The 21944-nt window shown below is 59.5% G+C and carries 17 protein-coding genes; 14 read left to right on the top strand and 3 right to left on the bottom strand.

Annotated features, from left to right (window positions below; all coding sequences use genetic code 11):
• Positions 1 to 192: 192 nt before the first annotated feature.
• Complete coding sequence (locus tag AD668_RS02100) at positions 193 to 762, bottom strand: NUDIX hydrolase (protein ID WP_053153946.1); 570 nt, start codon at positions 760 to 762, stop codon at positions 193 to 195.
• A gap of 3 nt (positions 763 to 765) precedes the next feature.
• Positions 766 to 1833, bottom strand: coding sequence for a DUF2333 family protein (locus AD668_RS02095; RefSeq protein WP_053153944.1), 1068 nt, complete (start codon positions 1831 to 1833; stop codon positions 766 to 768).
• Between the two features lie 473 nt (positions 1834 to 2306).
• On the opposite strand from AD668_RS02095, the gene gcbA reads away from it, so the two are divergent.
• The 14 genes from gcbA to AD668_RS02025 all read left to right on the top strand — a co-directional run bounded on the left by gcbA (position 2307) and on the right by AD668_RS02025 (position 20918).
• Positions 2307 to 3977, top strand: coding sequence for a diguanylate cyclase GcbA (gene gcbA, locus AD668_RS02090; RefSeq protein WP_053153939.1), 1671 nt, complete (start codon positions 2307 to 2309; stop codon positions 3975 to 3977).
• 53 nt (positions 3978 to 4030) lie between these two features.
• Complete coding sequence (locus AD668_RS02085; protein WP_053153936.1) at positions 4031 to 5977, top strand: methyl-accepting chemotaxis protein; 1947 nt, start codon at positions 4031 to 4033, stop codon at positions 5975 to 5977.
• 190 nt (positions 5978 to 6167) lie between these two features.
• Positions 6168 to 7913, top strand: a complete 1746-nt coding sequence (locus tag AD668_RS02080) for a protein-disulfide reductase DsbD (RefSeq protein WP_053153932.1) — start codon at positions 6168 to 6170, stop codon at positions 7911 to 7913.
• Between the two features lie 132 nt (positions 7914 to 8045).
• Positions 8046 to 8501 (top strand): type II 3-dehydroquinate dehydratase, encoded by a 456-nt coding sequence (gene aroQ, locus AD668_RS02075; protein WP_053153929.1) that lies wholly within the window; start codon positions 8046 to 8048, stop codon positions 8499 to 8501.
• A gap of 24 nt (positions 8502 to 8525) precedes the next feature.
• The gene (gene accB / locus AD668_RS02070) at positions 8526 to 8990 is read left to right on the top strand and encodes an acetyl-CoA carboxylase biotin carboxyl carrier protein (RefSeq protein WP_053153926.1); all 465 of its coding nucleotides are present in this window, start codon (positions 8526 to 8528) and stop codon (positions 8988 to 8990) included.
• A 17-nt stretch (positions 8991 to 9007) separates the two neighbouring features.
• Positions 9008 to 10366 carry an acetyl-CoA carboxylase biotin carboxylase subunit gene (accC, locus tag AD668_RS02065; protein WP_053153923.1) on the top strand — a complete coding sequence of 453 codons (1359 nt, stop codon included), beginning with the start codon at positions 9008 to 9010 and terminating at the stop codon, positions 10364 to 10366.
• 230 nt (positions 10367 to 10596) lie between these two features.
• Positions 10597 to 11475, top strand: a complete 879-nt coding sequence (prmA, locus tag AD668_RS02060; protein ID WP_053153920.1) for a 50S ribosomal protein L11 methyltransferase — start codon at positions 10597 to 10599, stop codon at positions 11473 to 11475.
• Between the two features lie 30 nt (positions 11476 to 11505).
• On the top strand, positions 11506 to 12732 hold the full coding sequence (locus AD668_RS02055; protein WP_053153917.1) for a DUF3426 domain-containing protein: 1227 nt from the start codon (positions 11506 to 11508) through the stop codon (positions 12730 to 12732).
• Between the two features lie 185 nt (positions 12733 to 12917).
• Positions 12918 to 13928: a tRNA dihydrouridine synthase DusB gene (gene dusB, locus AD668_RS02050; protein ID WP_053153915.1), complete on the top strand. Its 1011-nt coding sequence runs from the start codon at positions 12918 to 12920 to the stop codon at positions 13926 to 13928.
• A complete protein-coding gene (gene fis / locus AD668_RS02045; RefSeq protein WP_015093301.1) occupies positions 13925 to 14245 on the top strand; it encodes a DNA-binding transcriptional regulator Fis in 321 nt (106 codons plus the stop codon). The genes dusB and fis overlap by 4 nt, the downstream gene beginning before the upstream one ends.
• Before the next feature lie 81 nt (positions 14246 to 14326).
• Positions 14327 to 15934, top strand: coding sequence for a bifunctional phosphoribosylaminoimidazolecarboxamide formyltransferase/IMP cyclohydrolase (gene purH / locus AD668_RS02040; RefSeq protein ID WP_053153912.1), 1608 nt, complete (start codon positions 14327 to 14329; stop codon positions 15932 to 15934).
• A 150-nt stretch (positions 15935 to 16084) separates the two neighbouring features.
• Positions 16085 to 17380, top strand: coding sequence for a phosphoribosylamine--glycine ligase (gene purD / locus AD668_RS02035; RefSeq protein WP_053153909.1), 1296 nt, complete (start codon positions 16085 to 16087; stop codon positions 17378 to 17380).
• A gap of 99 nt (positions 17381 to 17479) precedes the next feature.
• On the top strand, positions 17480 to 20257 hold the full coding sequence (locus AD668_RS02030; protein WP_053153906.1) for a hybrid sensor histidine kinase/response regulator: 2778 nt from the start codon (positions 17480 to 17482) through the stop codon (positions 20255 to 20257).
• A 64-nt stretch (positions 20258 to 20321) separates the two neighbouring features.
• Positions 20322 to 20918 (top strand): MarC family protein, encoded by a 597-nt coding sequence (locus AD668_RS02025; RefSeq protein WP_007991257.1) that lies wholly within the window; start codon positions 20322 to 20324, stop codon positions 20916 to 20918.
• Positions 20919 to 21114: 196 nt separating this feature from the next.
• Here the strand turns inward: AD668_RS02025 and AD668_RS02020 are convergent, their stop codons facing one another.
• Positions 21115 to 21930, bottom strand: coding sequence for a hypothetical protein (locus AD668_RS02020; protein WP_053154100.1), 816 nt, complete (start codon positions 21928 to 21930; stop codon positions 21115 to 21117).
• Positions 21931 to 21944 lie beyond the last annotated feature (14 nt).

Raw genomic sequence — 21944 nt, 5'->3', positions numbered from 1 at the left:
GCACCTGGGCAGGGCTATCGACCGCGAAGCCCCACTCAGGCAGGGGCAGCGCTACTGAAACGGTACGACATTCATTTCACTGTAGGAGCGAGCTTGCTCCTACAGCAACAACAAGCAATACCGGTTCAGCTTGAAAAGGTCGCGCAGTGTAACGGCAAAAACGCCGATTGCTAAGAGCCAATCGGCGCCAATTTATAGCGGTTTTGCGACGTTGCTTTGTTGAGCTTTCAGATAGCGCTTCAACGCAGCCAAAGAGTCCGGGCAATAAGGCTTCTGCTCGATTTCCAGCATGACCTGATCGACGGGAATAAAGCGCGCTTCGAGCACCTCTTCCGGCTGCAGTATCAACGGCCCGTCCCAGACCGCCGAAAAGGCCGAGCACCAGAGACGATTGCCGGTGTCTTCAAAGAAAAAGTGGTCATGGGCGATCAGCTCTACGCCACTGACGCCCAACTCTTCTTCAAGCTCCCTGGCCGCCGATTCGGCGTAGGTTTCACTGGCCAGCACCATTCCACCCGCCGCCACGTCCCAATAACCGGGGTAAATCGCCTTGCTCAGCGTGCGCCGATGCACACACAGTTCACCGGCAGAGTTGAACAACATAATGTAGGTGCCGCGCCCGATCAGCCCGCGCTCGCGCAAATCGGAACGGACCAGGGCGCCGAGCAGGTTGTCCTGCTCGTCGACCCAGGCAATTTGCTCGGCATCCGAGGCCGCACGGTGCGCGGCCTCTCGCAGGTTATCGATAGAGCTATCGACCATGACTCAGCCCTGATTGAGCAGTTGACGCAAATCGATCACCGCCGCATTGGCCCGGGAAATGTAGTTGGCCATGACCAGCGAGTGGTTGGCCAGCACGCCGAAGCCGCTCCCGTTGAGAATCATCGGACTCCACACCGGCTCCTGCGACGCTTCCAGTTCACGAATGATCTGGCGCACGCTGACAGTGGCGTTCTTCTTGGCCAGTACATCGGCGAAGTCGACTTCGATGGCGCGCAGCAGGTGAGACAAAGCCCACGCCTGACCCCGGGCTTCGTAGAACACGTTGTCGATCTGCATCCACGGCGTCTCGACGATTTCTTCGTCGACCTGCGGCACTTCACCCGGCGCCACGACTTCGGTTTTCAAAGCAGTGTTGAGCTTGACCCGACCAACGCTGGCCGACAGCCGTTGCGACAGCGAACCCAGTCGGGTCCCGACATCACCCAGCCAGTTGTTGAGGTTGTCGGCGCGGGCGTAGAACAGCGCGCTTTTCTGGTTCGGGTCGGACAGGCGCGCCTGATAACGGCTCAGGGAGTTGATCCCTTCCTGGTATTCGGACTCACTGGATGGCAGCACCCAGCTTTTATTGTCGAAGTTGAAACGCGGCTCGGCCTTGGCCAGGTCGGCGTCCTCGGCGGACTGAGACTGCGAACGGGCGAAGTCTTTGCGCAACGCACGGCTCAGGTCACGGACCTGCACCAGCACGCCGTATTCCCAGCTCGGCATGTTGTCCATCCACAGGCCTGGCGGGAAACGGTCGTTGGAAATGTAACCGCCCGGCTTGGTCAGCAAAGTGCCCGCGACGGTCTTGAGCGTTTCGACCGTGGTGTAGCCGACGACCATCTGCTTGCCTTCTTTTTCAGCGGCTTGCTGGGCCGTTTGCTGAACAGGGAACAGCGCGGGCTCCTGGCTCCAGTACCATCCCAGAACACTCGCCACCAGCAAGTAGAGTCCGATCAGAGTGGCCAGCGCACGGCTGAACAACAGACCGCCCAAATAAGTGCGGGTGGCCGACTTGGGCTCAGCGGCACGTTCAGGCGCACTGCCTGCGCGGTTCTTCCAGTCCAGCATGGCGATATCCTTTCAATCACTTGAGTTCACGGTTCGACCACAACCATACAACAACGTGCCTTCGCCCGGCACGCACGCATTGCATTGATCGCAGAAATTGCCGCACGCAGGACCAAAAACCTGCGACCCGAAAAAAAACACCCATGCACCACCGAAATACGCCTATTGGTCTGGATGACGCCCCTAGGGGAATCCCTGATCCTTTTGCCGCACAAAAACGACCCGGTCAAAGAGATCAAATACACGAATCATCGCACCTGCACTGGAATTGGTCGGACCGGCGACAAAGGCCCACAGACAACGCTCACGGCCGCTCCGGCCAGACTTGCGGAGCAAAAAAATGACTGTCTGGTCACGAACTGAATGAGGTGCCCTTGCAGATTATTGATGTACCGCTCTCATGTAGCCGGAAAGTGGTGCTAGCATAGAGCCACCACTCGACCTCAGCTTGCACCCTAACCAGTAGTCAGGATATGACCGAGCCAGAAGAGCCCAGCCGCGAGCGCCTCAAGCACCACTTTGCCCAGCGGGTAATTCATCAGGCACGTCAGATCCTTGAGATATGGCAACGCCTGCAACGCAGCGAGTGGTCCACTGCCGACCTTTCGGAGTTGAGCGAGGCCAACTTGCGGCTGTTGCGATTTGCCGAGCGTTTCGAACAACCGGAACACTCGCAGCTGGCACGCCATATCGGCAAATCGCTGGAGGCCGTTGACGCCAATCGCGGGCGCCTGAGCAGCGGCCTGATCACTGATCTCAATCGCTTGATGCAGCGCCTGTCGCGTACCGGTCTGCGCCATGGCGATCAGCTCGATCAGACCTTCCTGCCACCGCTGCGCAAGCCGATCTACGTGATGTTGCAGGATCACGACCGTGCCGAGCGCCTGGCCAAGCAACTGGAGTTTTTCGGGCTCAGCGCCCAATCCCTGGAAAGCGTAGCCGCGTTTCGCTCCTCTATGGTCGAGCGGCTGCCAGCGGCGATTGTCATGGACGTTGACTTCAGTGGTCCCGGCGTTGGCCTGAAACTGGCCGCAGAAGCCCAGGAAGGCCTGGATCATCAACTGCCGCTACTGTTCTTCAGCCTGCACGAAACCGATACGCCGACCCGCCTCGCCGCCGTGCGTGCCGGTGGTCAGGAATTCCTCACCGGCACCCTCGAAGCGTCGAGCCTGCTGGAGAAAATCGAAGTCCTGACCTGCGTTGCCCAGTACGAACCTTACAAAGTGCTGATCATCGACGACTCCCGCGCCCAGGCTTTGCACACCGAACGTCTGCTCAACAGCGCCGGGATCGTCACCCGGACCTTGATCGAACCGATCCAGGCCATGGCCGAACTGGCGGACTTTCAACCCGATCTGATTATCCTCGACATGTACATGCCGGCCTGCACTGGCACGGAACTGGCCAAGGTAATCCGCCACAACGACCGCTATGTCAGCGTACCGATCATTTACCTGTCCGCCGAAGACGATCTGGACAAGCAGCTTGACGCAATGAGCGAGGGCGGCGATGACTTCCTGACCAAACCGATCAAGCCGCGGCACCTGATCACCACCGTGCGCAACCGTGCGGCCCGGGCGCGCAATCTCAAGGCGCGGATGGTCCGCGACAGCCTCACCGGCTTGTACAACCACACCCACATTCTGCAATTGCTTGAAGACTGCTCGTTTCGAGCTCGTCGCGAGCAAAAGCCGCTGAGCTTTGCCATGCTCGATATCGACCACTTCAAACGGGTCAATGACAGCCACGGTCATCCCATGGGGGACCGCGTGATCAAGAGCCTGGCGCTGTTTCTCAAGCAGCGCCTGCGCAAAACCGACTTCATCGGCCGATACGGTGGTGAGGAGTTCGCGATTGTGATGCCGGACACCGACATCGAGGCGGCCCACAACGTGCTCAACGAAATCCGCCAGCGTTTTGCCGAAATTCATTACCCGGCGCAACCCCAGGACCTCTGGTGCACATTCAGTGCCGGGGTGGTCCAGATGTGCGAAAACTCCGACAGTCTGACGATGGCCAGTCAGGCGGACGAGGCGCTTTACCACGCCAAAAATGCCGGACGCAACCGCGTACAGGCTGCTCCGGCGTCAAAGCAAAGTGCCACTTTTTTATCGGATTCGACCGATACGGTCATAACTCTGTAATAGAAACGCAATAACTTCAGGCGCTTACCGTTTTTGCCGTTGGTAGTCCCGAAATGCGCCTGAAGCTGCTGACCAATCTCAATACCCTCCTGTTGGTGGCCGTCTGCGTGGCCCTCGGCATCACGCTGTGGTGGTCGCAAAAAGCCCTTGAGCGCCCGTATTTGTTGATGGAGCGCTACCTGGGCCTTTCCCGGTCATTTCAAAATGAAGTGGTGCGCAGCGTTGAAGACTATCTCGCAAGCGGCGATGCCCTACGCCTGAGCAGTGCCAGCCAGGCCATCGACCGCCTGCAAAAGGAGCTCGGCGAATTACCGCCGGCACTGGCGCAGACCTTGCTCCCCAGCCTCTCAAACTTGAGTGAGTTCAGCAAAACCGAGCTGCTGGCGGCCGGCAAACTCGCCGGCGATCCGCAGGCGCTATTACTGCAAGCCGAACGGGAACTCGGCGCCAGCCTTGATCAACTCAACCAGTACGCCAGCGGCAACGCGGCCTATCTGGCGCCACTGCTCATCGCCTCGCAACATCTGGCCAAACTGTCGCTTGCCCGGGACAAGCTGGTCAGCAGCGGTCGCAGCGAATTGGCCGCCGATGTCGAACGAGAAGTCGCCAACATTCGCGCCCAAGCGGAAAAACTCGACGCCCTGCCGTTGCTCGGCGTGACCGCCAGCAGCGAATCGAGCACCGATGATTTCGCTTCGATGATGGGTCTGGAGAACACTGAAAAGGCCGCAGCCGAAGATGCCGGCGTTGGGCTCAAACGCGAACTCAACAGTCTGCTCAGCCGTTACCCGGCCGAACTCGCGCGCACCCGCGATCAAATCCGCAAACGCGCCGAACTCAGTACGGCGACGCACCTGAAAATCTCCTACGTGCAGCAGGCCATCGCCGGACTGGAGCCCGTGGTGCGTGCCCAGCACGGGCAGATCCAGAGTGAAGTGCGACTCATGCAAGGGATAATGATCGGTCTGATCTTGCTGATCGCCCTGCTGATCGACACGTTGCAACGCAAGCTCGCCCGGACCCTCACCAACCTTGCTCCGGCTCTGTCGACCTGGGCTGAAGGCGACTTCAGCCGGGATATCCAACTGGGCAACAGCAACCGCGAATTGCATGACATTGAAGCGTCTCTCAATCGCCTGCGTGCCTATCTGGTGGACCTGGTGGGAACGATTCGCCGCAATGCCGAGCTGGTGGCCGGCAGCAGCCGGACGCTGGCCGACCTCAGCAATGACCTGCATGACGGGGCGGAACATCAGGCCGGTGATACGGCGCTGATTCGTGATTCACTCAGCGAACTGGAGGCCACCATTCAACAAGTGGCCGGCGACGCCAGCCAGGCCGCCGACGCCAGCCGTCACGCGGGGCTGGCGGTCGAGCATGGGCAGAAAGTCATTGGCTTGAGTCTTACTGGCCTGCATGCGTTGGTGGGCGAAGTGCAAGGCAATGCGCAAATGATTGAGCACCTGGCCGAGGAGTCCGCCACGATCGGCGGCGTATTGACGGTCATTCGCTCGATTGCCGAGCAGACCAACCTGCTGGCGCTCAACGCCGCCATTGAAGCGGCTCGCGCCGGAGAAATGGGCCGAGGGTTTGCCGTGGTCGCGGAAGAGGTTCGGTCACTGGCGCAACGCACTGCCGGGGCCACAGCCGAGATCCAGACCTTGATCGCCGGCCTGCAAACCGCCGCGCGGCAGTCGGTAGTGGGCATGCGCGCCCAGGTCGAACACGCTGAAGCCACCGCCAGCCAGGCTCAAGCAGCCGATGGCGCGCTGGATAAAATCGTCGCGGCGATCCAGACCATTTCCGACACGGCGGTACGCATCGCCGATATCACCGCCCAGCAAAGCGGCGCTGTCAGCGAGATACGCGATCACAGCGAGCGAATTCACCAGCTGGGTGGGGATAACTTGCTGCGCATTGGCGAAGGGCGTGAGCAGGGAGAGAACCTGCTGGTACTGGGTGGGCGCCTGCATACTGCCGTTCAGGCTTTTCGCGTCTGACAGACCGCCTTCGCAAGCAGGCTCGCTCCTGCATGTGTTTTGTGAACTGTAGGAGCTGCCGAAGGCTGCGATCTTTTGACCTTGCAGTTGAGAGGCAAAATCAAAAGATCGACGCCTTGGGCAGCTCCTGTTTCGATGCGACCCTACTCTCTCAGCTATCATCCCCCCAATTCCGATACGCGAGATTGTCATGCGCCGTTTGCTCTACCTGCTGCTTTTAGTCTTCGCCTTGCCGGTCACCGCCACCGGTTTGCTGGAGAGCCGACCCAGTTCCACTCTGGGCTCGATCAACAACAGCGCAGACTTTTTGCCGGTGCGCGAAGCCTTTCAGCTGAGTCTGGTCGACAGTACGCCGCAATCGATCAAACTGCGTTTTGTCGCCACCGAGGGCTACTACCTCTATCGCCATCGATTTCAATTTCGTGCCGATCCGGCCGACGCCCTGCTCGGCACGGCACGCCTGCCCGACGGGCAAAAAAAGCACGATGAGTATTTTGGCGATGTAGAGGTCTATCACGGCATTCTCGACGTCGAGCTACCGCGCACTGACTCACGCGCTTTCACCCTGGTCGTGACGTATCAGGGCTGCGCCGACAAAGGCCTGTGCTATCCGCCCGAAACCGAGCGCCTGAGCATCAGTGACAGTAGCGCCGCAGGGACTCCCTACAACTGGAGCTGGCGAGAACTGGCGCTGTTCTTCCTCGCCGGTCTGGGCCTGACGTTCACGCCCTGCGTGCTACCGATGCTGCCGATTCTGTCGGGCGTTGTCTTGCGCGGTCAGGTGGGCGGCTTGCGCGGGTTCAATCTTTCGCTGGCGTACGTGCTGCCAATGGCTGCCTGCTTCGCCCTGCTCGGCGCCTTGATGGGGATGTTCGGCGCGCAGTTGAATCTTCAGGCACGCCTCCAATCCGCTTGGGTGCTGGTGCCGTTCGCGATGTTTTTTGCAGTGTTTGCCCTGGCGATGTTCGGCGTATTTGAACTGAAGTTGCCGCAAGCCATCAGCAGTCGCCTGGACCGCATCGCCGGCCGCACCGAGGGCGGCTCCCTGTGGGGTGCCGCGGTGTTGGGCGTAGTGTCCAGCCTGCTGGTTTCGCCCTGCGTTTCGGCGCCCCTGGCCGGTGCATTGTTGTACATCAGCGCCAGTGGTGATGCCTTGGGCGGTGGAATCAAACTGTTCATGCTCGGCCTCGGCATGGGCGCCCCGCTGCTGCTGGTGGCCACAGGCGGCGCGGCCTGGTTACCGAAAAGCGGACCCTGGCTGGTCTACGTAAAAAATGCGATTGGCGTGTTGCTGCTGGGCCTGGCAATCGGCTTGCTCAGCCGTGTCTTGCCCGGCCAGGTCACCTTGCTGATGATCGGCTTGCTGGCCGGCGGTGTCGGGTTATTCATGGGCGCGCTGGAGTTCGTCTACAAACCGCCGAGAAAACGCCTGGGACAGTTGCTCGGGATGTTTTTGCTCTTTTATGCGCTGTCCTGCTGGTACGGTGCGTTCAGTGGCCAGACCGACCCGTTCAATCCAATTGGCCAGCCGCGCATCGCCGCAGGTGCCGCCCAAGCGCAAAGCATCAGTGCCTGGCAAACCGTCAGCACTCCGGCGGATCTGGATCAGGTACTCAGCCAAGCACGATCCTCCAACACGCCGCTGTTGCTCGATTGGTACGCCGATTGGTGCATCAGCTGCAAAGTCATCGAACATGAAGTGCTAAACGATCCGATCGTCGTCGAACGCCTCAAGGGCTACCGGCTGATCCGCTTCGACATCACCGCCAGCAACGCCGAACAACGCGCCCTGCTCGACCACTATCAGCTGTTCGGACCTCCGGCGCTGATGTTTTTCGGCAAGGACGGTGCGGAACGCGCCGATGTTCGGGTGATCGGCGAGATCAACGCAAAAAACTTCGCCGAACGTGTTGCGAAGGCTAATGACCAGAATTAATCAAGCAGTCATATATTTTGCGCAAACATCGGGCATCGTGCTGGCTATTGCAGAGAACTGGACAGTCATAAAGGCTTTGCGGCATAGTCGCCGGGTTCTGACAATTGCACACGGATAACAAAGGAACAGCCGATGGCGACGCTACTCGTTCTGCACGGACCCAACCTGAATTTGCTTGGCACCCGTGAACCGGGCACCTATGGCGCTACGACTCTGGCGCAGATCAACCAGGACCTGGAACGCCGCGCCCGCGAAGCCGGCCACCATTTGCTGTACCTGCAAAGCAATGCCGAGTACGAATTGATCGATCGCATCCACGCTGCGCGCAGCGAAGGTGTGGACTTCATTTTGATCAATCCAGCAGCTTTTACGCATACGAGTGTCGCATTACGTGACGCGCTGCTGGCGGTGAGCATCCCATTCATCGAAGTGCATTTGTCTAACGTGCACAAACGCGAACCTTTCCGCCATCACTCTTACTTCTCCGATGTAGCGGTGGGAGTGATCTGCGGCCTTGGCGCCAGCGGTTACCGACTGGCCCTGGAGGCCGCCCTGGAACAGCTTGAACAACAAGTTAACCGCCCCTGACCGACCCTTGGGAGTTGATGATTCATGGATATCCGTAAAGTTAAGAAACTGATCGAATTGCTGGAAGAGTCCGGCATCGACGAGCTCGAGATCAAGGAAGGCGAAGAGTCCGTACGCATCAGCCGTCACAGCAAGACCCCGGCTCAGCAGTACTACGCGCCGGCTCCAATGCCAGCTCCGGCTGCCGCGCCTGTCGCTGCCGCCGCTCCAGCTGCCGCTGCCGCCCCTGCTGCTCCGGCCGCCCCTGCACTGAACGGCACCGTTGCCCGTTCGCCGATGGTCGGTACGTTCTACCGCAAATCTTCGCCATCCTCGCCGTCCTTCGTTGAAGTCGGTCAGACCGTGAAGAAAGGCGACACCCTGTGTATCGTTGAAGCCATGAAGATGATGAACCACATCGAAGCTGAAACCAGCGGTGTGATCGAATCCATCCTCGTTGAAGACGGCCAGCCGGTTGAGTACGACCAACCGCTGTTCACCATCGTTTGAACCGCGGAGAGCCTTTGATGACTGCGAAGTTGGAAAAAGTTCTGATCGCCAACCGCGGTGAGATCGCCCTGCGGATCCTGCGCGCCTGCAAAGAGATGGGCATCAAGACCGTCGCCGTTTACTCCAAGGCTGACAAGGAACTGATGCACCTGGGCCTGGCAGACGAATCCGTCTGCATCGGTCCGGCATCGGCCGCCCACTCCTACCTGCACATTCCGGCAATCATCGCCGCGGCCGAAGTGACGGGCGCCACTGCCATTCACCCTGGCTACGGCTTCCTTGCGGAAAACGCCGACTTCGCCGAGCAGGTCGAAAACTCCGGCTTCGCTTTCATCGGTCCAAAAGCCGAAACCATTCGCCTGATGGGCGACAAGGTTTCGGCCAAGCACGCGATGATCGCCGCTGGCGTACCGACCGTTCCGGGCTCTGACGGCCCGCTGCCGGAGGACGAAGAAACCGCTCTGCGCATTGGTCGTGAAGTCGGTTACCCGGTGATCATCAAGGCCGCCGGCGGCGGTGGTGGTCGCGGCATGCGCGTTGTGCACAAGGAAGAAGACCTGATTTCCTCGGCACAACTGACCCGCTCCGAAGCAGGCGCGGCGTTCGGCAACCCGATGGTCTATCTGGAAAAATTCCTGACCAACCCACGTCACGTGGAAGTTCAGGTTCTTTCCGACGGCCAGGGCCAGGCCATCCATCTGGGTGACCGCGATTGCTCGCTGCAACGTCGCCACCAGAAAGTCCTCGAAGAAGCGCCGGCACCGGGCATCGACGAGCAGGCTCGCCAGGAAGTCTTCGCCCGCTGCGTCAAGGCGTGCATCGACATCGGTTACCGTGGCGCCGGCACTTTCGAGTTCCTCTACGAAAACGGTCGCTTCTACTTCATCGAGATGAACACTCGTGTCCAGGTAGAGCACCCGGTTTCGGAAATGGTCACCGGTATCGACATCGTCAAGGAGATGCTCAGCATCGCCGCCGGCAACAAGCTGTCGTTCACCCAGGATGACGTGGTCATCCGCGGTCACGCGCTGGAATGCCGGATCAACGCCGAAGACCCGAAGACCTTCATGCCGAGCCCGGGCACGGTCAAGCACTTCCATGCACCAGGCGGCAACGGCGTTCGCGTCGATTCGCACCTGTACAGTGGATATGCCGTTCCGCCGAACTACGATTCGTTGATCGGCAAGCTGATCACCTACGGCGCAACCCGTGACGAAGCCATGGCGCGCATGCGCAATGCGCTGGACGAAATCGTGGTCGACGGGATCAAGACCAACATCCCGTTGCACCGCGACCTGACCCGCGACGAAGGCTTCTGCAAAGGGGGTGTGAACATTCACTACCTCGAGCACAAGCTGGCTGGCGAGAAGCACTAAGCTTCGACCCTATCAACAAAGCCGCCTTCGGGCGGCTTTGTTGTTTAAGATCAGAAGATCGCAGCCTGCGGCAGCTCCTACATCTGGAATGCGTTCCCCTGTAGGAGCTGCCGCAGGCTGCGATCTTTTTGCTTCACCCCTATAGTCGTCATCTGCGCCGCGCTCGCGTAAACTTGCGCGCTTCTCGCAGACCGCTAGGCTGCAATCTATATTTTTCAAAGGTGCCCGCCATGCCTTGGCTGCAAGTACGTCTCGCCATCAGCCCAGAACAAGCCGAAACCTACGAAGACGCTTTCCTTGAGGTCGGGGCCGTCTCGGTGACCTTCATGGACGCCGAAGATCAGCCGATCTTCGAGCCGGAACTCAATACCACGCCGCTGTGGTCCCACACGCATCTGCTGGCCCTGTTCGAAGGTGGCACCGAAGCCGCCAGCGTACTGGCTCATCTCGAATTGCTCACCGGCGGCCCACTACCCGAACATCACAGCGAAGTGATCGAAGACCAGGACTGGGAACGCACGTGGATGGACGGTTTCCAGCCGATGCGTTTTGGCCAGCGCCTGTGGATCGTGCCGAGCTGGCACGCCGCGCCTGAGCCGGATGCGGTCAATCTGCTGCTGGATCCGGGCCTCGCATTCGGCACCGGCACCCACCCGACCACCGCGCTGTGCCTTGAATGGCTCGATGGCCAGGAGCTGAAAGACTGCAACGTGCTGGACTTCGGTTGCGGCTCGGGGATTCTGGCGATTGCCGCCCTGCTGCTGGGTGCCAGGGAAGCCGTGGGCACCGACATCGACGTGCAGGCGCTGGAAGCCTCGCGCGACAACGCCGGACGCAACAACATTGCCGAGCACCTGTTCCCGCTGTACCTGCCGGAAGATCTGCCGCAGGTTCCGGCGGACGTACTGGTCGCGAACATTCTCGCCGGCCCTCTGGTATCCCTGGCACCACAACTGACCCGCCTGGTGAAATCGGGCGGGCGTCTGGCGCTTTCCGGCATACTCGCCGAGCAAGGCGATGAAGTGGCTGCCGCGTACGCCAAAGACTTCGATCTGGACCCGATCGCCAATCGCGATGGCTGGGTGCGAATCACTGGCCGTCGGCGCTAGAATGAGCGCCTGCATATTCCGGATCGCCGCATGACCGACAGTTTCGTCACCCAGTGCCCGCATTGCCAAACCAGCTTTCGCGTCAGTCATGCCCAGTTGAGCGTGGCGCGGGGGGTGGTTCGTTGCGGCTCGTGCCTGCAGGTGTTCAATGCCGCCAAGCAGCTGCTTGAGCAAGCCGGCAAGCAAGCCCCGGCAGCAGCACCACCGGCTATTACCGAGATCCTCCCCGAGCCCCGCGCCATTAGCCAAAAGCAATGGCGCGCGGCCGAACTGGATCTGGATAGCCTGGACCTTGACGAAGAGCTTGCCCGACTCGAACAGCGGGAAATCCAGCCCGCCACCGAACTCGGTCGACATCGTGACGAATCGCTGAGCGCCCGTCGCGACTCCGCCGAGCAGGACGAGGAGCCATGGTCCGACAGCCTGTTCAGCGAATCGGCCGCCGATCGCGCTCGATCCGAGGAATCCCTCGATAGTTTCGAAGCCCCTGAACCGGCGGAATCAAAAACCGTTTCGCGCACCGAACCCTCGCTATCCCTGGAGCCGGTTGAACTGGACGACGAACCGCCCCAACTGCTCTTGCACGACCCGCTCGACAAACCACTCAACCATGAGCGCCTGTCAGCAACCGACGAGCACGAAATCGACGACGCACTGCCAACGGTCGAACCGCTGCGCCAGCGCCGCGAACGCAACGAACCCGGCGTGCGCTCCGAAGTGCTCCAGGACCTGACCGACGATCCGCTGCAACTGGACTGGCAAAAACGCCGCTCTCCCTGGGGTCGCCGCCTTCTCTGGCTGTTGCTGACCCTGCTCGCCGCCGGCGCGCTTGCCGGGCAGTACATCGCCTATCACTTCGACGAACTCGCGCGACAGGATCAATACCGCCCATGGTTCCAGCAACTGTGTCCGCAAATCGGTTGCGACGTGCCGTCCAAGGTAGACATCGCAAAAATCAAAAGCAGCAACCTGGTCGTGCGCAGCCATCCGGAGTTCAACGGCGCGCTTGTGGTCGATGCCATCATCTATAACCGCGCCCCGTTCTCCCAACCCTTCCCGCTGCTGGAACTGCGCTTTGCAGACCTCAACGGCCACCTGATCGCCAGCCGTCGCTTCAAACCCGGCGAGTATCTCAATGGCGAACTCCAGGGCAAGGTGGAGATGCCGCCGCAGACGCCGATCCACATCGCACTGGACATCCTCGATCCTGGCGCAAAAGCGGTGAACTACAGCTTGAGCTTTCACTCGCCAGAGTGAATCGCTTCCCCGCTCAGGGATTGACGTCGGCTTTCTGACTTTCAGCCTGCGGACCAAACCACTGGTAATAACAGAATAACTGTTCAGATTTTGTTCAATTCAGCCTTTATCCAGTCATCGAGAGCGGGTATCATGCCAACCCTTTTTCGAACTCTCATGATCCGGCCCCACAACAGGGAAGTCCTATGTCGGCGGTACGCATCGGTCCATACACATTACAAAACAGCTTGATCCTCGCCCCGATGGCGGGTGTCACTGACCAACCCTTTCGTCAGCTGTGCAAGCGTTTGGGCGCGGGACTCGTAGTCTCGGAAATGGTTACCAGCGACATGAGTTTGTGGAACACCCGCAAATCGCGCATGCGCATGATCCACGAAGGCGATCCCGAGCCACGCTCGGTACAGATCGCCGGTGGTGATGCTCAGATGCTGGCGGATGCAGCCCGAGCCAACGTAGAACTGGGCGCACAGATTATTGACATCAACATGGGCTGTCCGGCGAAGAAGGTCTGCAACAAGGCTGCCGGCTCCGCGTTGCTGAAGGATGAAGCACTGGTCACCGAGATCCTGCAGGCTGTTGTGGCTGCGGTTGATGTGCCGGTAACCCTGAAGATCCGGACCGGTTGGGACCGGGACAACAAGAACGGCCTGACGGTGGCGAAGATCGCCGAACAGGCAGGCATTACGGCGCTGGCAGTGCATGGCCGCACCCGAGCCGACCTGTACACCGGTGAAGCCGAGTACGACACGATTGCTGCGATCAAGCAGGCCGTGTCAATCCCGGTTTTCGCCAATGGCGATATCGATTCGCCTGAGAAGGCCCGGTACGTGCTCGACGCGACCGGTGTCGACGGCCTGTTGATTGGCCGGGCTGCCCAGGGGCGGCCGTGGATTTTTCGCGAGATCGATCATTTCCTGCGTACCGGCGAGAAGCTCCCGGCGCTGGAACTGATCGAGGTGGAACGCATTCTGCTAGAGCATCTGGCTGCCCTGCACGCTTTCTATGGCGATGTCATGGGTGTCCGTATCGCTCGAAAGCATGTGGGCTGGTATCTCGCAACCTTGCCGGGCGCCAGGGAATTTCGCGCCCACTTCAATCGTTTGGATGGTACGGAAACACAATGCGCCAACGTTCGGGAGTTTTTTGCCGAGCGTTACAAGAGCCTGACAGGGGACGGAGAAGGGGTGGCCGCATGACGATGATGACCGAGACTTTAGTGAGTGGAACAACACCCGTGAGCGACAACGTAAATTTGAAACAGCACCTCAATACGCCAAGCGAAGAAGGCCAGACCCTTCGCGGGAGTGTCGAGAAGGCGCTGCACAATTATTTCGCCCACCTTGAGGGCGCTGCCGTCACGGATGTGTACAACCTGGTGCTCTCCGAAGTCGAGGCTCCCCTGCTCGAGTGCGTGATGAACTACGTCAAGGGCAACCAGACCAAGGCCAGCGAGATGCTCGGACTGAACCGTGGCACGCTGCGCAAGAAACTCAAGCAGTACGATTTGCTGTAAGCATTCAATCAAACCAGAAAGGCGCCCGCGTAGAACCGGTCGCCTTTTTTGCTGACTCCTTTGCTTTTGATGGAAATTGAGATGACCGACCAGACTACCCGCCTGCCGATCCGCCGCGCCTTGATCAGTGTTTCCGACAAGACCGGGATCCTCGAATTCGCCAAGGAGCTTGAAGCCCTGGGCGTCGAGATCCTCTCCACCGGCGGGACGTTCAAGCTGCTGCAGGACAACGGCGTTGCCGCAGTGGAAGTCGCGGATTACACCGGCTTTGCCGAAATGATGGACGGCCGGGTGAAGACCCTGCACCCGAAAATCCACGGCGGCATCCTCGGTCGTCGCGGTATCGACGACGCCATCATGAACGAGCACGGCATCAAGCCGATCGACCTGGTAGCGGTCAACCTGTACCCGTTCGAAGCCACCATCAACAAGCCAGGCTGCGACCTGCCGACCGCCATCGAAAACATCGATATCGGCGGCCCGACCATGGTCCGTTCCGCAGCAAAAAACCATAAAGACGTGGCCATCGTGGTCAATGCCAGCGATTACGCCAGCGTCCTGGAAGGCCTCAAGGCCGGCGGCCTGACCTACGCTCAGCGCTTTGACCTGATGCTCAAGGCGTTCGAGCACACCGCGGCCTACGACGGCATGATCGCCAACTACATGGGCACTGTGAATCAGACTGCCGAGACACTGAGCACCGAAGGACGCAGCGAATTCCCGCGCACCTTCAACAGCCAGTTCATCAAGGCCCAGGAAATGCGCTACGGCGAGAACCCGCACCAGAGCGCAGCGTTCTACGTTGAAGCCAAGCCTGCCGAAGTGGGCATCGCCACTGCGACCCAGCTGCAAGGCAAAGAACTGTCGTACAACAACGTGGCCGACACCGATGCCGCACTGGAATGCGTGAAGAGCTTCGTCAAGCCGGCCTGCGTGATCGTCAAGCACGCCAACCCGTGCGGCGTAGCCGTCAGCCCGGACGCTGAGGGTGGCATCCGTCAGGCCTACGAACTGGCCTACGCCACCGATACCGAATCCGCCTTCGGCGGCATCATCGCCTTCAACCGCGAACTGGATGCCGAAACCGCCAAGGCCATCGTCGAGCGTCAGTTCGTTGAAGTGATCATAGCGCCTTCGGTCAGCGAAGAAGCCCGCGCCATCGTGGCGGCCAAAGCCAACGTGCGCCTGCTGGCCTGCGGCGAGTGGTCAGCTGATCGCGCCGCTGCCTGGGATTACAAGCGCGTGAACGGCGGCCTGCTGGTACAGAGCCGCGACATCGGCATGATCGGCGCCGATGACTTGAAAGTGGTCACCAAACGCGCCCCGAGCGAGCAGGAAATCAATGACCTGATCTTCGCCTGGAAAGTCGCCAAGTACGTGAAGTCCAACGCCATCGTCTACGCCAGGAATCGCCAGACCATCGGTGTCGGCGCCGGCCAGATGAGCCGCGTGAACTCGGCGCGCATTGCTGCTATCAAGGCCGAGCACGCTGGCCTGCAGGTAGCCGGTTCGGTGATGGCTTCCGACGCTTTCTTCCCGTTCCGCGACGGTCTGGACAATGCAGCCAAGGCGGGCGTGACTGCCGTGATTCAGCCAGGCGGCTCGATGCGTGATGCTGAAGTGATTGCTGCTGCCGACGAAGCCGGTATCGCGATGGTGTTCACCGGCATGCGCCACTTCCGTCACTGACAGCACAGCATTCCCCCTGTAGGAGCGAGCTTGCTCGCGAAGAACGACTAGACGCCACAGTGTTTCAGACACCCCGCGTTATCGTTAACCACCATCGCGAGCAAGCTCGCTCCTACAGTTCCCAGATTTGCGTCATCCGAGGTTTTTGAAATGAATGTTTTGATCATTGGCAGCGGTGGCCGTGAACACGCACTGGCCTGGAAAGTGGCTCAGGATCCGCGCGTGCAGAAAGTGTTCGTAGCCCCGGGCAACGCCGGTACCGCCATCGAAGCCAAATGCGAGAACGTCGCCATCGACGTGCTGGCGCTTGAGCAGCTGGCAGACTTTGCCGAAAAGAACGTTTCCCTGACCATCGTCGGCCCCGAAGTGCCGCTGGTTGCCGGTGTTGTGGACCTGTTCCGCAGCCGTGGCCTGGATTGCTTCGGTCCGACCGCAGGCGCCGCACAGCTGGAAGGCTCGAAAGCCTTCACCAAAGATTTCCTGGCGCGCCACAAGATCCCGACCGCCGACTACCAGAACTTCACCGAGATCGAGCCGGCCCTGGCTTATCTGCGTGAAAAAGGTGCGCCAATCGTGATCAAGGCCGACGGTCTGGCTGCCGGTAAAGGCGTGATCGTCGCCATTTCCCTGGCCGAAGCCGAAGACGCCGTGCGTGACATGCTCGCCGGCAATGCCTTTGGCGACGCAGGTTCGCGGGTCGTCATCGAAGAATTCCTCGACGGCGAAGAAGCCAGCTTCATCGTGATGGTCGACGGCAAGAACGTGCTTCCGATGGCCACCAGCCAGGACCACAAACGCGTCGGCGACGGCGACACGGGCCCTAACACTGGCGGCATGGGCGCCTACTCCCCTGCTCCGGTCGTCACCGCCGAGGTGCACAAGCGCGTCATGGACCTGGTGATCTGGCCAACCGTGCGTGGCATGGCTGAGGAAGGCAACGTCTACACTGGCTTCCTGTATGCCGGACTGATGATTGACAAGGCTGGCAATCCGAAAGTTATCGAGTTCAACTGCCGCTTTGGCGACCCGGAAACCCAACCGGTCATGCTGCGCTTGCAGTCGAGCCTGGTACTGCTGGTCGAAGCGGCACTGGCGCAGGCACTGGACAAGGTCGAAGCGCAATGGGATCCACGTCCGAGCGTCGGTATCGTATTGGCTGCGGGCGGCTATCCTGGTGACTACACCAAAGGCGCAGCCATCAATGGCCTGGATGCGGCGGCAGCAATGGAAGGCAAGGTCTTCCATGCCGGTACTGCGCTCAAGGATGGTCAGGTCGTAACGGCCGGTGGTCGGGTACTTTGCGCCACCGCCATGGGTGCGAGCGTCGACGCTGCCCAGCAGCAAGCGTACAAACTGGCAGCCCGTATTGATTGGGAAGGCTGTTTCTATCGTAAGGACATTGGCTACCGTGCCATTGCCCGCGAGCGTGGCGAAGATCAGGAATAAGGTAAACACCGCGCCAGGCAACGGACCCGACTCCTTGCCTGGCTATTCCGGCGCCGCGCATCGTTATATTCTGGCATCAACCTAAGAAGGGATTTCGCCGTGCGCTGGCTCAGGATTGCCATAAGTTTAACCGTCACGCTGCTGACCTTGCTCTGCATGCTACCGGCCCAGGCCGAGCAAGGCAGTGGCTGGGCGGTATTGCTCGACGAACAGGGCGATCTGCAACTGAGCGACATCCGTTCTGCCCGCTACACCAATCAATTCAGCCCTATCGAACTCGACCGCCTCAAGGCAGCCGAGCCCGACGGCGCGTTATGGCTGCGATTCAGGCTCTCCCCCGGCAAGCATGAGCAGTTGCTGCGGGTGTTCGCCCCCGACCTGCGCCAACTCAATATGTATGTGCTGGACGGCGACAAGCTGATCGAGCACTCCAGCACGGGCAACGAACAGCCACAGGCTGCACGACCACTGCCAAGCAGTGACTTCATGTTGCCTCTGCCAGAAAGCGACACCCCCCTCGACGTCTACCTGCGAATCACCTCTGGCCATCAATTGAGGCCCTACATCACCCTGCAAGCGGCCGTCATGACCGCCGCCAATCAAAGCCAGACGCTGGTTTACGGACTGCTGTTCGGTTGCATCACAATGCTGATCCTGCACAACCTCCTGCGCTATACCTACACCCGCTCTCGCAGCAGTCTCTGGGTAGCGGCGTGCGAGGGCTTGCTGATGCTGAGCATGCTGTTGCTGCTGAACCTCGCCGGGCCATGGCTGCCAGACTGGTACGCACTGCAAGCGCCAGGCGCCTATCTGGCGTTATTGCTGACAGCACCTTGCGGCCTGATGCTGACAAACCGGTTCTTCGCCCCTCTTGGCCCGCATCCGCTGAACAAGCTGATAATGGGCGAGGTGCTACTCATCACCTCCTGTGGCCTGATGCTGTTGTTCGTCAACACCTTGCCACTGAACTTCATCACCTACGCACTGGTGGCCCTGGCTGGGCTCACCATGCTGTTCGTCAGCGCCTATCACTGGCAAAAAAATTATCGTCCGGCACGGTTTTTTGTGGCGGCAATGATTGTATTCAACCTCGGTACGCTGATTATCCTCCCTGCGCTGCTGGGACTGACGTTGATTGAACCCCACGGGTTGATCACCATCCTGCTGATATTCATCTGCATCAGTGGTTTGCTGATGAGCACCGCATTGAGCGAGCGTCAGCGCAGCATCACCGAGAATCGCTTCAGCATCAGTCGCGATCTTGCGGCCAGCAATGCCGAGATCAATGCCAAGGCAGAATTCCTGGCGAAGATAAGCCATGAAATTCGCACTCCGATGAACGGCGTGCTGGGCATGACCGAGTTGCTTCTGGGTACGCCGCTCTCGGTCAAGCAGCGCGACTACGTACAGACCATCCACAGTGCCGGCAACGAACTGCTGACGCTGATCAACGAAATTCTCGACATTTCCAAGCTCGAGTCAGGGCAGATTGAACTCGATGATGTGCAGTTCGATCTCAACGCGTTGATCGAAGATTGCCTGAGTATTTTTCGCGCCAAGGCCGAACAGCAGAACGTCGAGCTGATCAGCTTTATTCAGCCACAGGTTCCGCGGGTCATCAGCGGTGACCCGACGCGACTTCGCCAGACCCTGCTGAGCCTGCTTGAAAACGCCTTGAAGAAAACCGACGAGGGCGAAATCCTGATCGTCGTGGCACTCGACGAACGCACCACCAAACCGCGCCTGCGCATCGCCGTACAGGACAGCGGCGAGCCCATGAATGCCGAGGAACGCGATGCGCTGATGCACGCCGAACTGCATAGCAGACACTTTCTTTCCGCTACTCACCTGGGTGGTAACCTGGGGCTGGTGATCGCCCGCCAATTGATTCGCCTGATGCAAGGAGAGTTCGGCATCAAGAGCGGCTCCAATCAGGGCAGTACTTTATGGCTGACATTGCCACTGGATCCGGATCGTCTCGAGCATCCGACCTCGGACCTCGACGGCCCGCTGCAGGGTGCGCGTGTACTGGTGGTAGATGACAACGACACCTGTCGCAAGGTGTTGGTGCAGCAGTGCACGGCCTGGGGCTTGAACGTCAGCGCTGCACCGTCCGGCAAGGAAGCGCTGGCGCTGCTACGCACCAAGGCACACCTGCGCGATTATTTCGACGTGGTCCTGCTCGATCAGAACATGCCCGGCATGACTGGCATGCAACTGGCCGCCAAGATCAAGGAAGACCCAAGCCTGAACCACGACATCCTGTTGATCATGCTGACCGGCATCAGCAATGCGCCCAGCAAGATCATTGCCCGCAACTCCGGGATCAAACGCATCCTCGCCAAACCGGTTGCCGGGTACACGCTCAAAACGACCCTGGCCGACGAATTGACACAGCGCAACAAGGGCCTGGTTCTCACCCAGCAACCGCAAAACGCTGGCCCCCTGCCGGTCAAGGTTCCCAGTGATTTCCGTATTCTCGTCGCCGAAGACAACAGCATTTCAACCAAGGTCATCCGAGGCATGCTGGGCAAGCTCAACTTGCAACCGGACACCGCCAGCAATGGCGAGGAAGCCTTGCAGGCGATGAAGACCCAACATTACGACCTGGTGCTGATGGACTGTGAAATGCCAATCCTGGACGGCTTCTCCGCCACCCAGCAATTGCGCGCGTGGGAGGTGGGTAATCAACGGCCCCGTACACCTGTAGTGGCGCTGACTGCGCACATTCTCGCGGAACACAAGGAACGAGCGCGGCAGGCTGGCATGGATGGACACATGGCCAAACCGGTCGAGCTCTCGCAGCTGCGCGAATTGATCGAACACTGGGTTGCCCAGCGTGATCAGCACAATCGTGCGGCGGCCCAAACGTCCTGAGCCGACAGAGCCTGCAACGCCTGATAGACTCCCCCTCGACTTCCCCCGCCAGTGAGCCTGCACCATGCTCCATGTGTTGTTCAGTGTTTACCTGAAGATGCTGGTGCTCTACAGCCCGTTCTTCGTGTTGTCCTGCTTCATCAGCCTGACCCGCGGTTATTCGCGCAAGGAGCAGCGTCGGCTGGCCTGGAAAGTGGCCCTCGCCACACTGGTCTCCAGCGTGCTGCTGTACTTGTTCGGGCGGGTGATTTTCAGCGTTTTCGGCATCACCGTGGACGCGTTCCGCATCGGTGCCGGCAGCGTGCTGTTTATCTCCGCACTGGGCATGGCGCAAGGCAAGTCGGCAGTGCAGACCGACAACGTGCAGCAGGACGTGACGATCGTCCCACTGACCATTCCGCTGACAGTTGGCCCTGGCACCATCGGTGCCTTGCTGGTGATGGGCGTAGGCCAGCCACACTGGGACGACAAGCTCACGGCCATTGTCAGTATTGCTTTAGCCAGTTTTACGGTTGGCGTTGTGCTGTTTTTATCCGGCCGCATCGAACGCATCCTCGGCGACCAGGGATTGCAGATAGTCAGTCGGCTGATGGGGTTGTTTGTCTGTGCATTGGCAGCGCAGATCATCTTTACCGGGGTAAAGGGTTACCTGGTGCCCTGAAAAGCCGCATCGATCGCGCTCGCCAGTCTTGAGGCCCCTGGCCTGCCGCCCTCACCAAAGCAAGGTGTCAACTCGGGCTTGCGAAAGGAGCGACAGAGGCGGCAAGAGAAAGCCGCCAGCCTCTACATAGGCCGAGTCCGTCATAAATCGATCCTTCTCAGAACGGCCAGAGACGCATCGCCTCTGGCTGTATACCTTACTTGCGCCGACTGAAACGCTTTTTCAAAAGTTCCCTGCGATGCTCATCCACATACGCCTCAATTAGCGATTGGTTAGCTGCGTATTTAGCGGGATTGAAAGTTACAAATGACCTGCCTTGAAAAATATCCAGTGTCGAAGTTCTCCAGTCGACAAACAACACACCGCCATCGTTACCGCCTCCTCGATGATCAACCGATGCAACGGCGATCAAAATAATACCGTTGGCCATTTGCTCGCAGGGAATAGCAGATAAACGAACACCTTCGATATTTTTAGATTCCAGATTCAACAGGTTTAGCGCCTCAGGCTCTTTCTTCAGCGCGCTCAATGTCGAGTCAGCAATCGCACTGAGCACCGACGCCCCGGGTATTGCAGCCTTCGCCGCATCAGCGGCCGTCTGGACAATATCAACAATGATATTGTCCAACGTGAGGTTCAGAGAGGCTGAACCGTATTTTGTGTAGCCTTCATCTGGCACAAAACACCCGAGCGCTTTCATACACTGGTGAAATTCGCGGAACCAGGCTTTCGGATCTTTGCCACCGGGGACCGCGTAACTGGCCTCCATCTTGGACATGGTGATCAGGTTTTCAATAATGGCCATATTCTCGGCCGTGATCTTGTCACCGTAACCGACGAGGCTGTTACCCAGCACCAGGGCGTCCAGATTTTTGGTCGGCCTGGCGTCTAGATCCGTGGCTGCAGACCTTCGGAACCGTTTGCCCGGCGAGGTAGTTTGGCGCGCTTGCGTACGTTGCTTTATAAACTCAATACTTTGTTCAACACTGACAGAACTTTCAAAAACTTCCATGACCAACATCCCTT

It is taken from the genome of Pseudomonas sp. P1.8 (genome assembly GCF_001269805.1).
Lineage (GTDB): Bacteria > Pseudomonadota > Gammaproteobacteria > Pseudomonadales > Pseudomonadaceae > Aquipseudomonas.
The sequence above is the reverse complement of the archived record's forward strand: the minus strand, read 5'-3'. Positions and strand labels throughout refer to the sequence as shown.

Bases quoted from the DNA above. Each gene is read 5' to 3' on its own strand.
- AD668_RS02100 (WP_053153946.1), bottom strand. From the start codon at position 762: ATGGTCGATAGCTCTATCGATAACCTGCGAGAGGCCGCGCACCGTGCG.
- AD668_RS02095 (WP_053153944.1), bottom strand. From the start codon at position 1,833: ATGCTGGACTGGAAGAACCGCGCAGGCAGTGCGCCTGAACGTGCCGCT.
- gcbA (WP_053153939.1), top strand. From the start codon at position 2,307: ATGACCGAGCCAGAAGAGCCCAGCCGCGAGCGCCTCAAGCACCACTTT.
- AD668_RS02085 (WP_053153936.1), top strand. From the start codon at position 4,031: ATGCGCCTGAAGCTGCTGACCAATCTCAATACCCTCCTGTTGGTGGCC.
- AD668_RS02080 (WP_053153932.1), top strand. From the start codon at position 6,168: ATGCGCCGTTTGCTCTACCTGCTGCTTTTAGTCTTCGCCTTGCCGGTC.
- aroQ (WP_053153929.1), top strand. From the start codon at position 8,046: ATGGCGACGCTACTCGTTCTGCACGGACCCAACCTGAATTTGCTTGGC.
- accB (WP_053153926.1), top strand. From the start codon at position 8,526: ATGGATATCCGTAAAGTTAAGAAACTGATCGAATTGCTGGAAGAGTCC.
- accC (WP_053153923.1), top strand. From the start codon at position 9,008: ATGACTGCGAAGTTGGAAAAAGTTCTGATCGCCAACCGCGGTGAGATC.
- prmA (WP_053153920.1), top strand. From the start codon at position 10,597: ATGCCTTGGCTGCAAGTACGTCTCGCCATCAGCCCAGAACAAGCCGAA.
- AD668_RS02055 (WP_053153917.1), top strand. From the start codon at position 11,506: ATGACCGACAGTTTCGTCACCCAGTGCCCGCATTGCCAAACCAGCTTT.
- dusB (WP_053153915.1), top strand. From the start codon at position 12,918: ATGTCGGCGGTACGCATCGGTCCATACACATTACAAAACAGCTTGATC.
- fis (WP_015093301.1), top strand. From the start codon at position 13,925: ATGACGATGATGACCGAGACTTTAGTGAGTGGAACAACACCCGTGAGC.
- purH (WP_053153912.1), top strand. From the start codon at position 14,327: ATGACCGACCAGACTACCCGCCTGCCGATCCGCCGCGCCTTGATCAGT.
- purD (WP_053153909.1), top strand. From the start codon at position 16,085: ATGAATGTTTTGATCATTGGCAGCGGTGGCCGTGAACACGCACTGGCC.
- AD668_RS02025 (WP_007991257.1), top strand. From the start codon at position 20,322: ATGCTCCATGTGTTGTTCAGTGTTTACCTGAAGATGCTGGTGCTCTAC.
- AD668_RS02020 (WP_053154100.1), bottom strand. From the start codon at position 21,930: ATGGAAGTTTTTGAAAGTTCTGTCAGTGTTGAACAAAGTATTGAGTTT.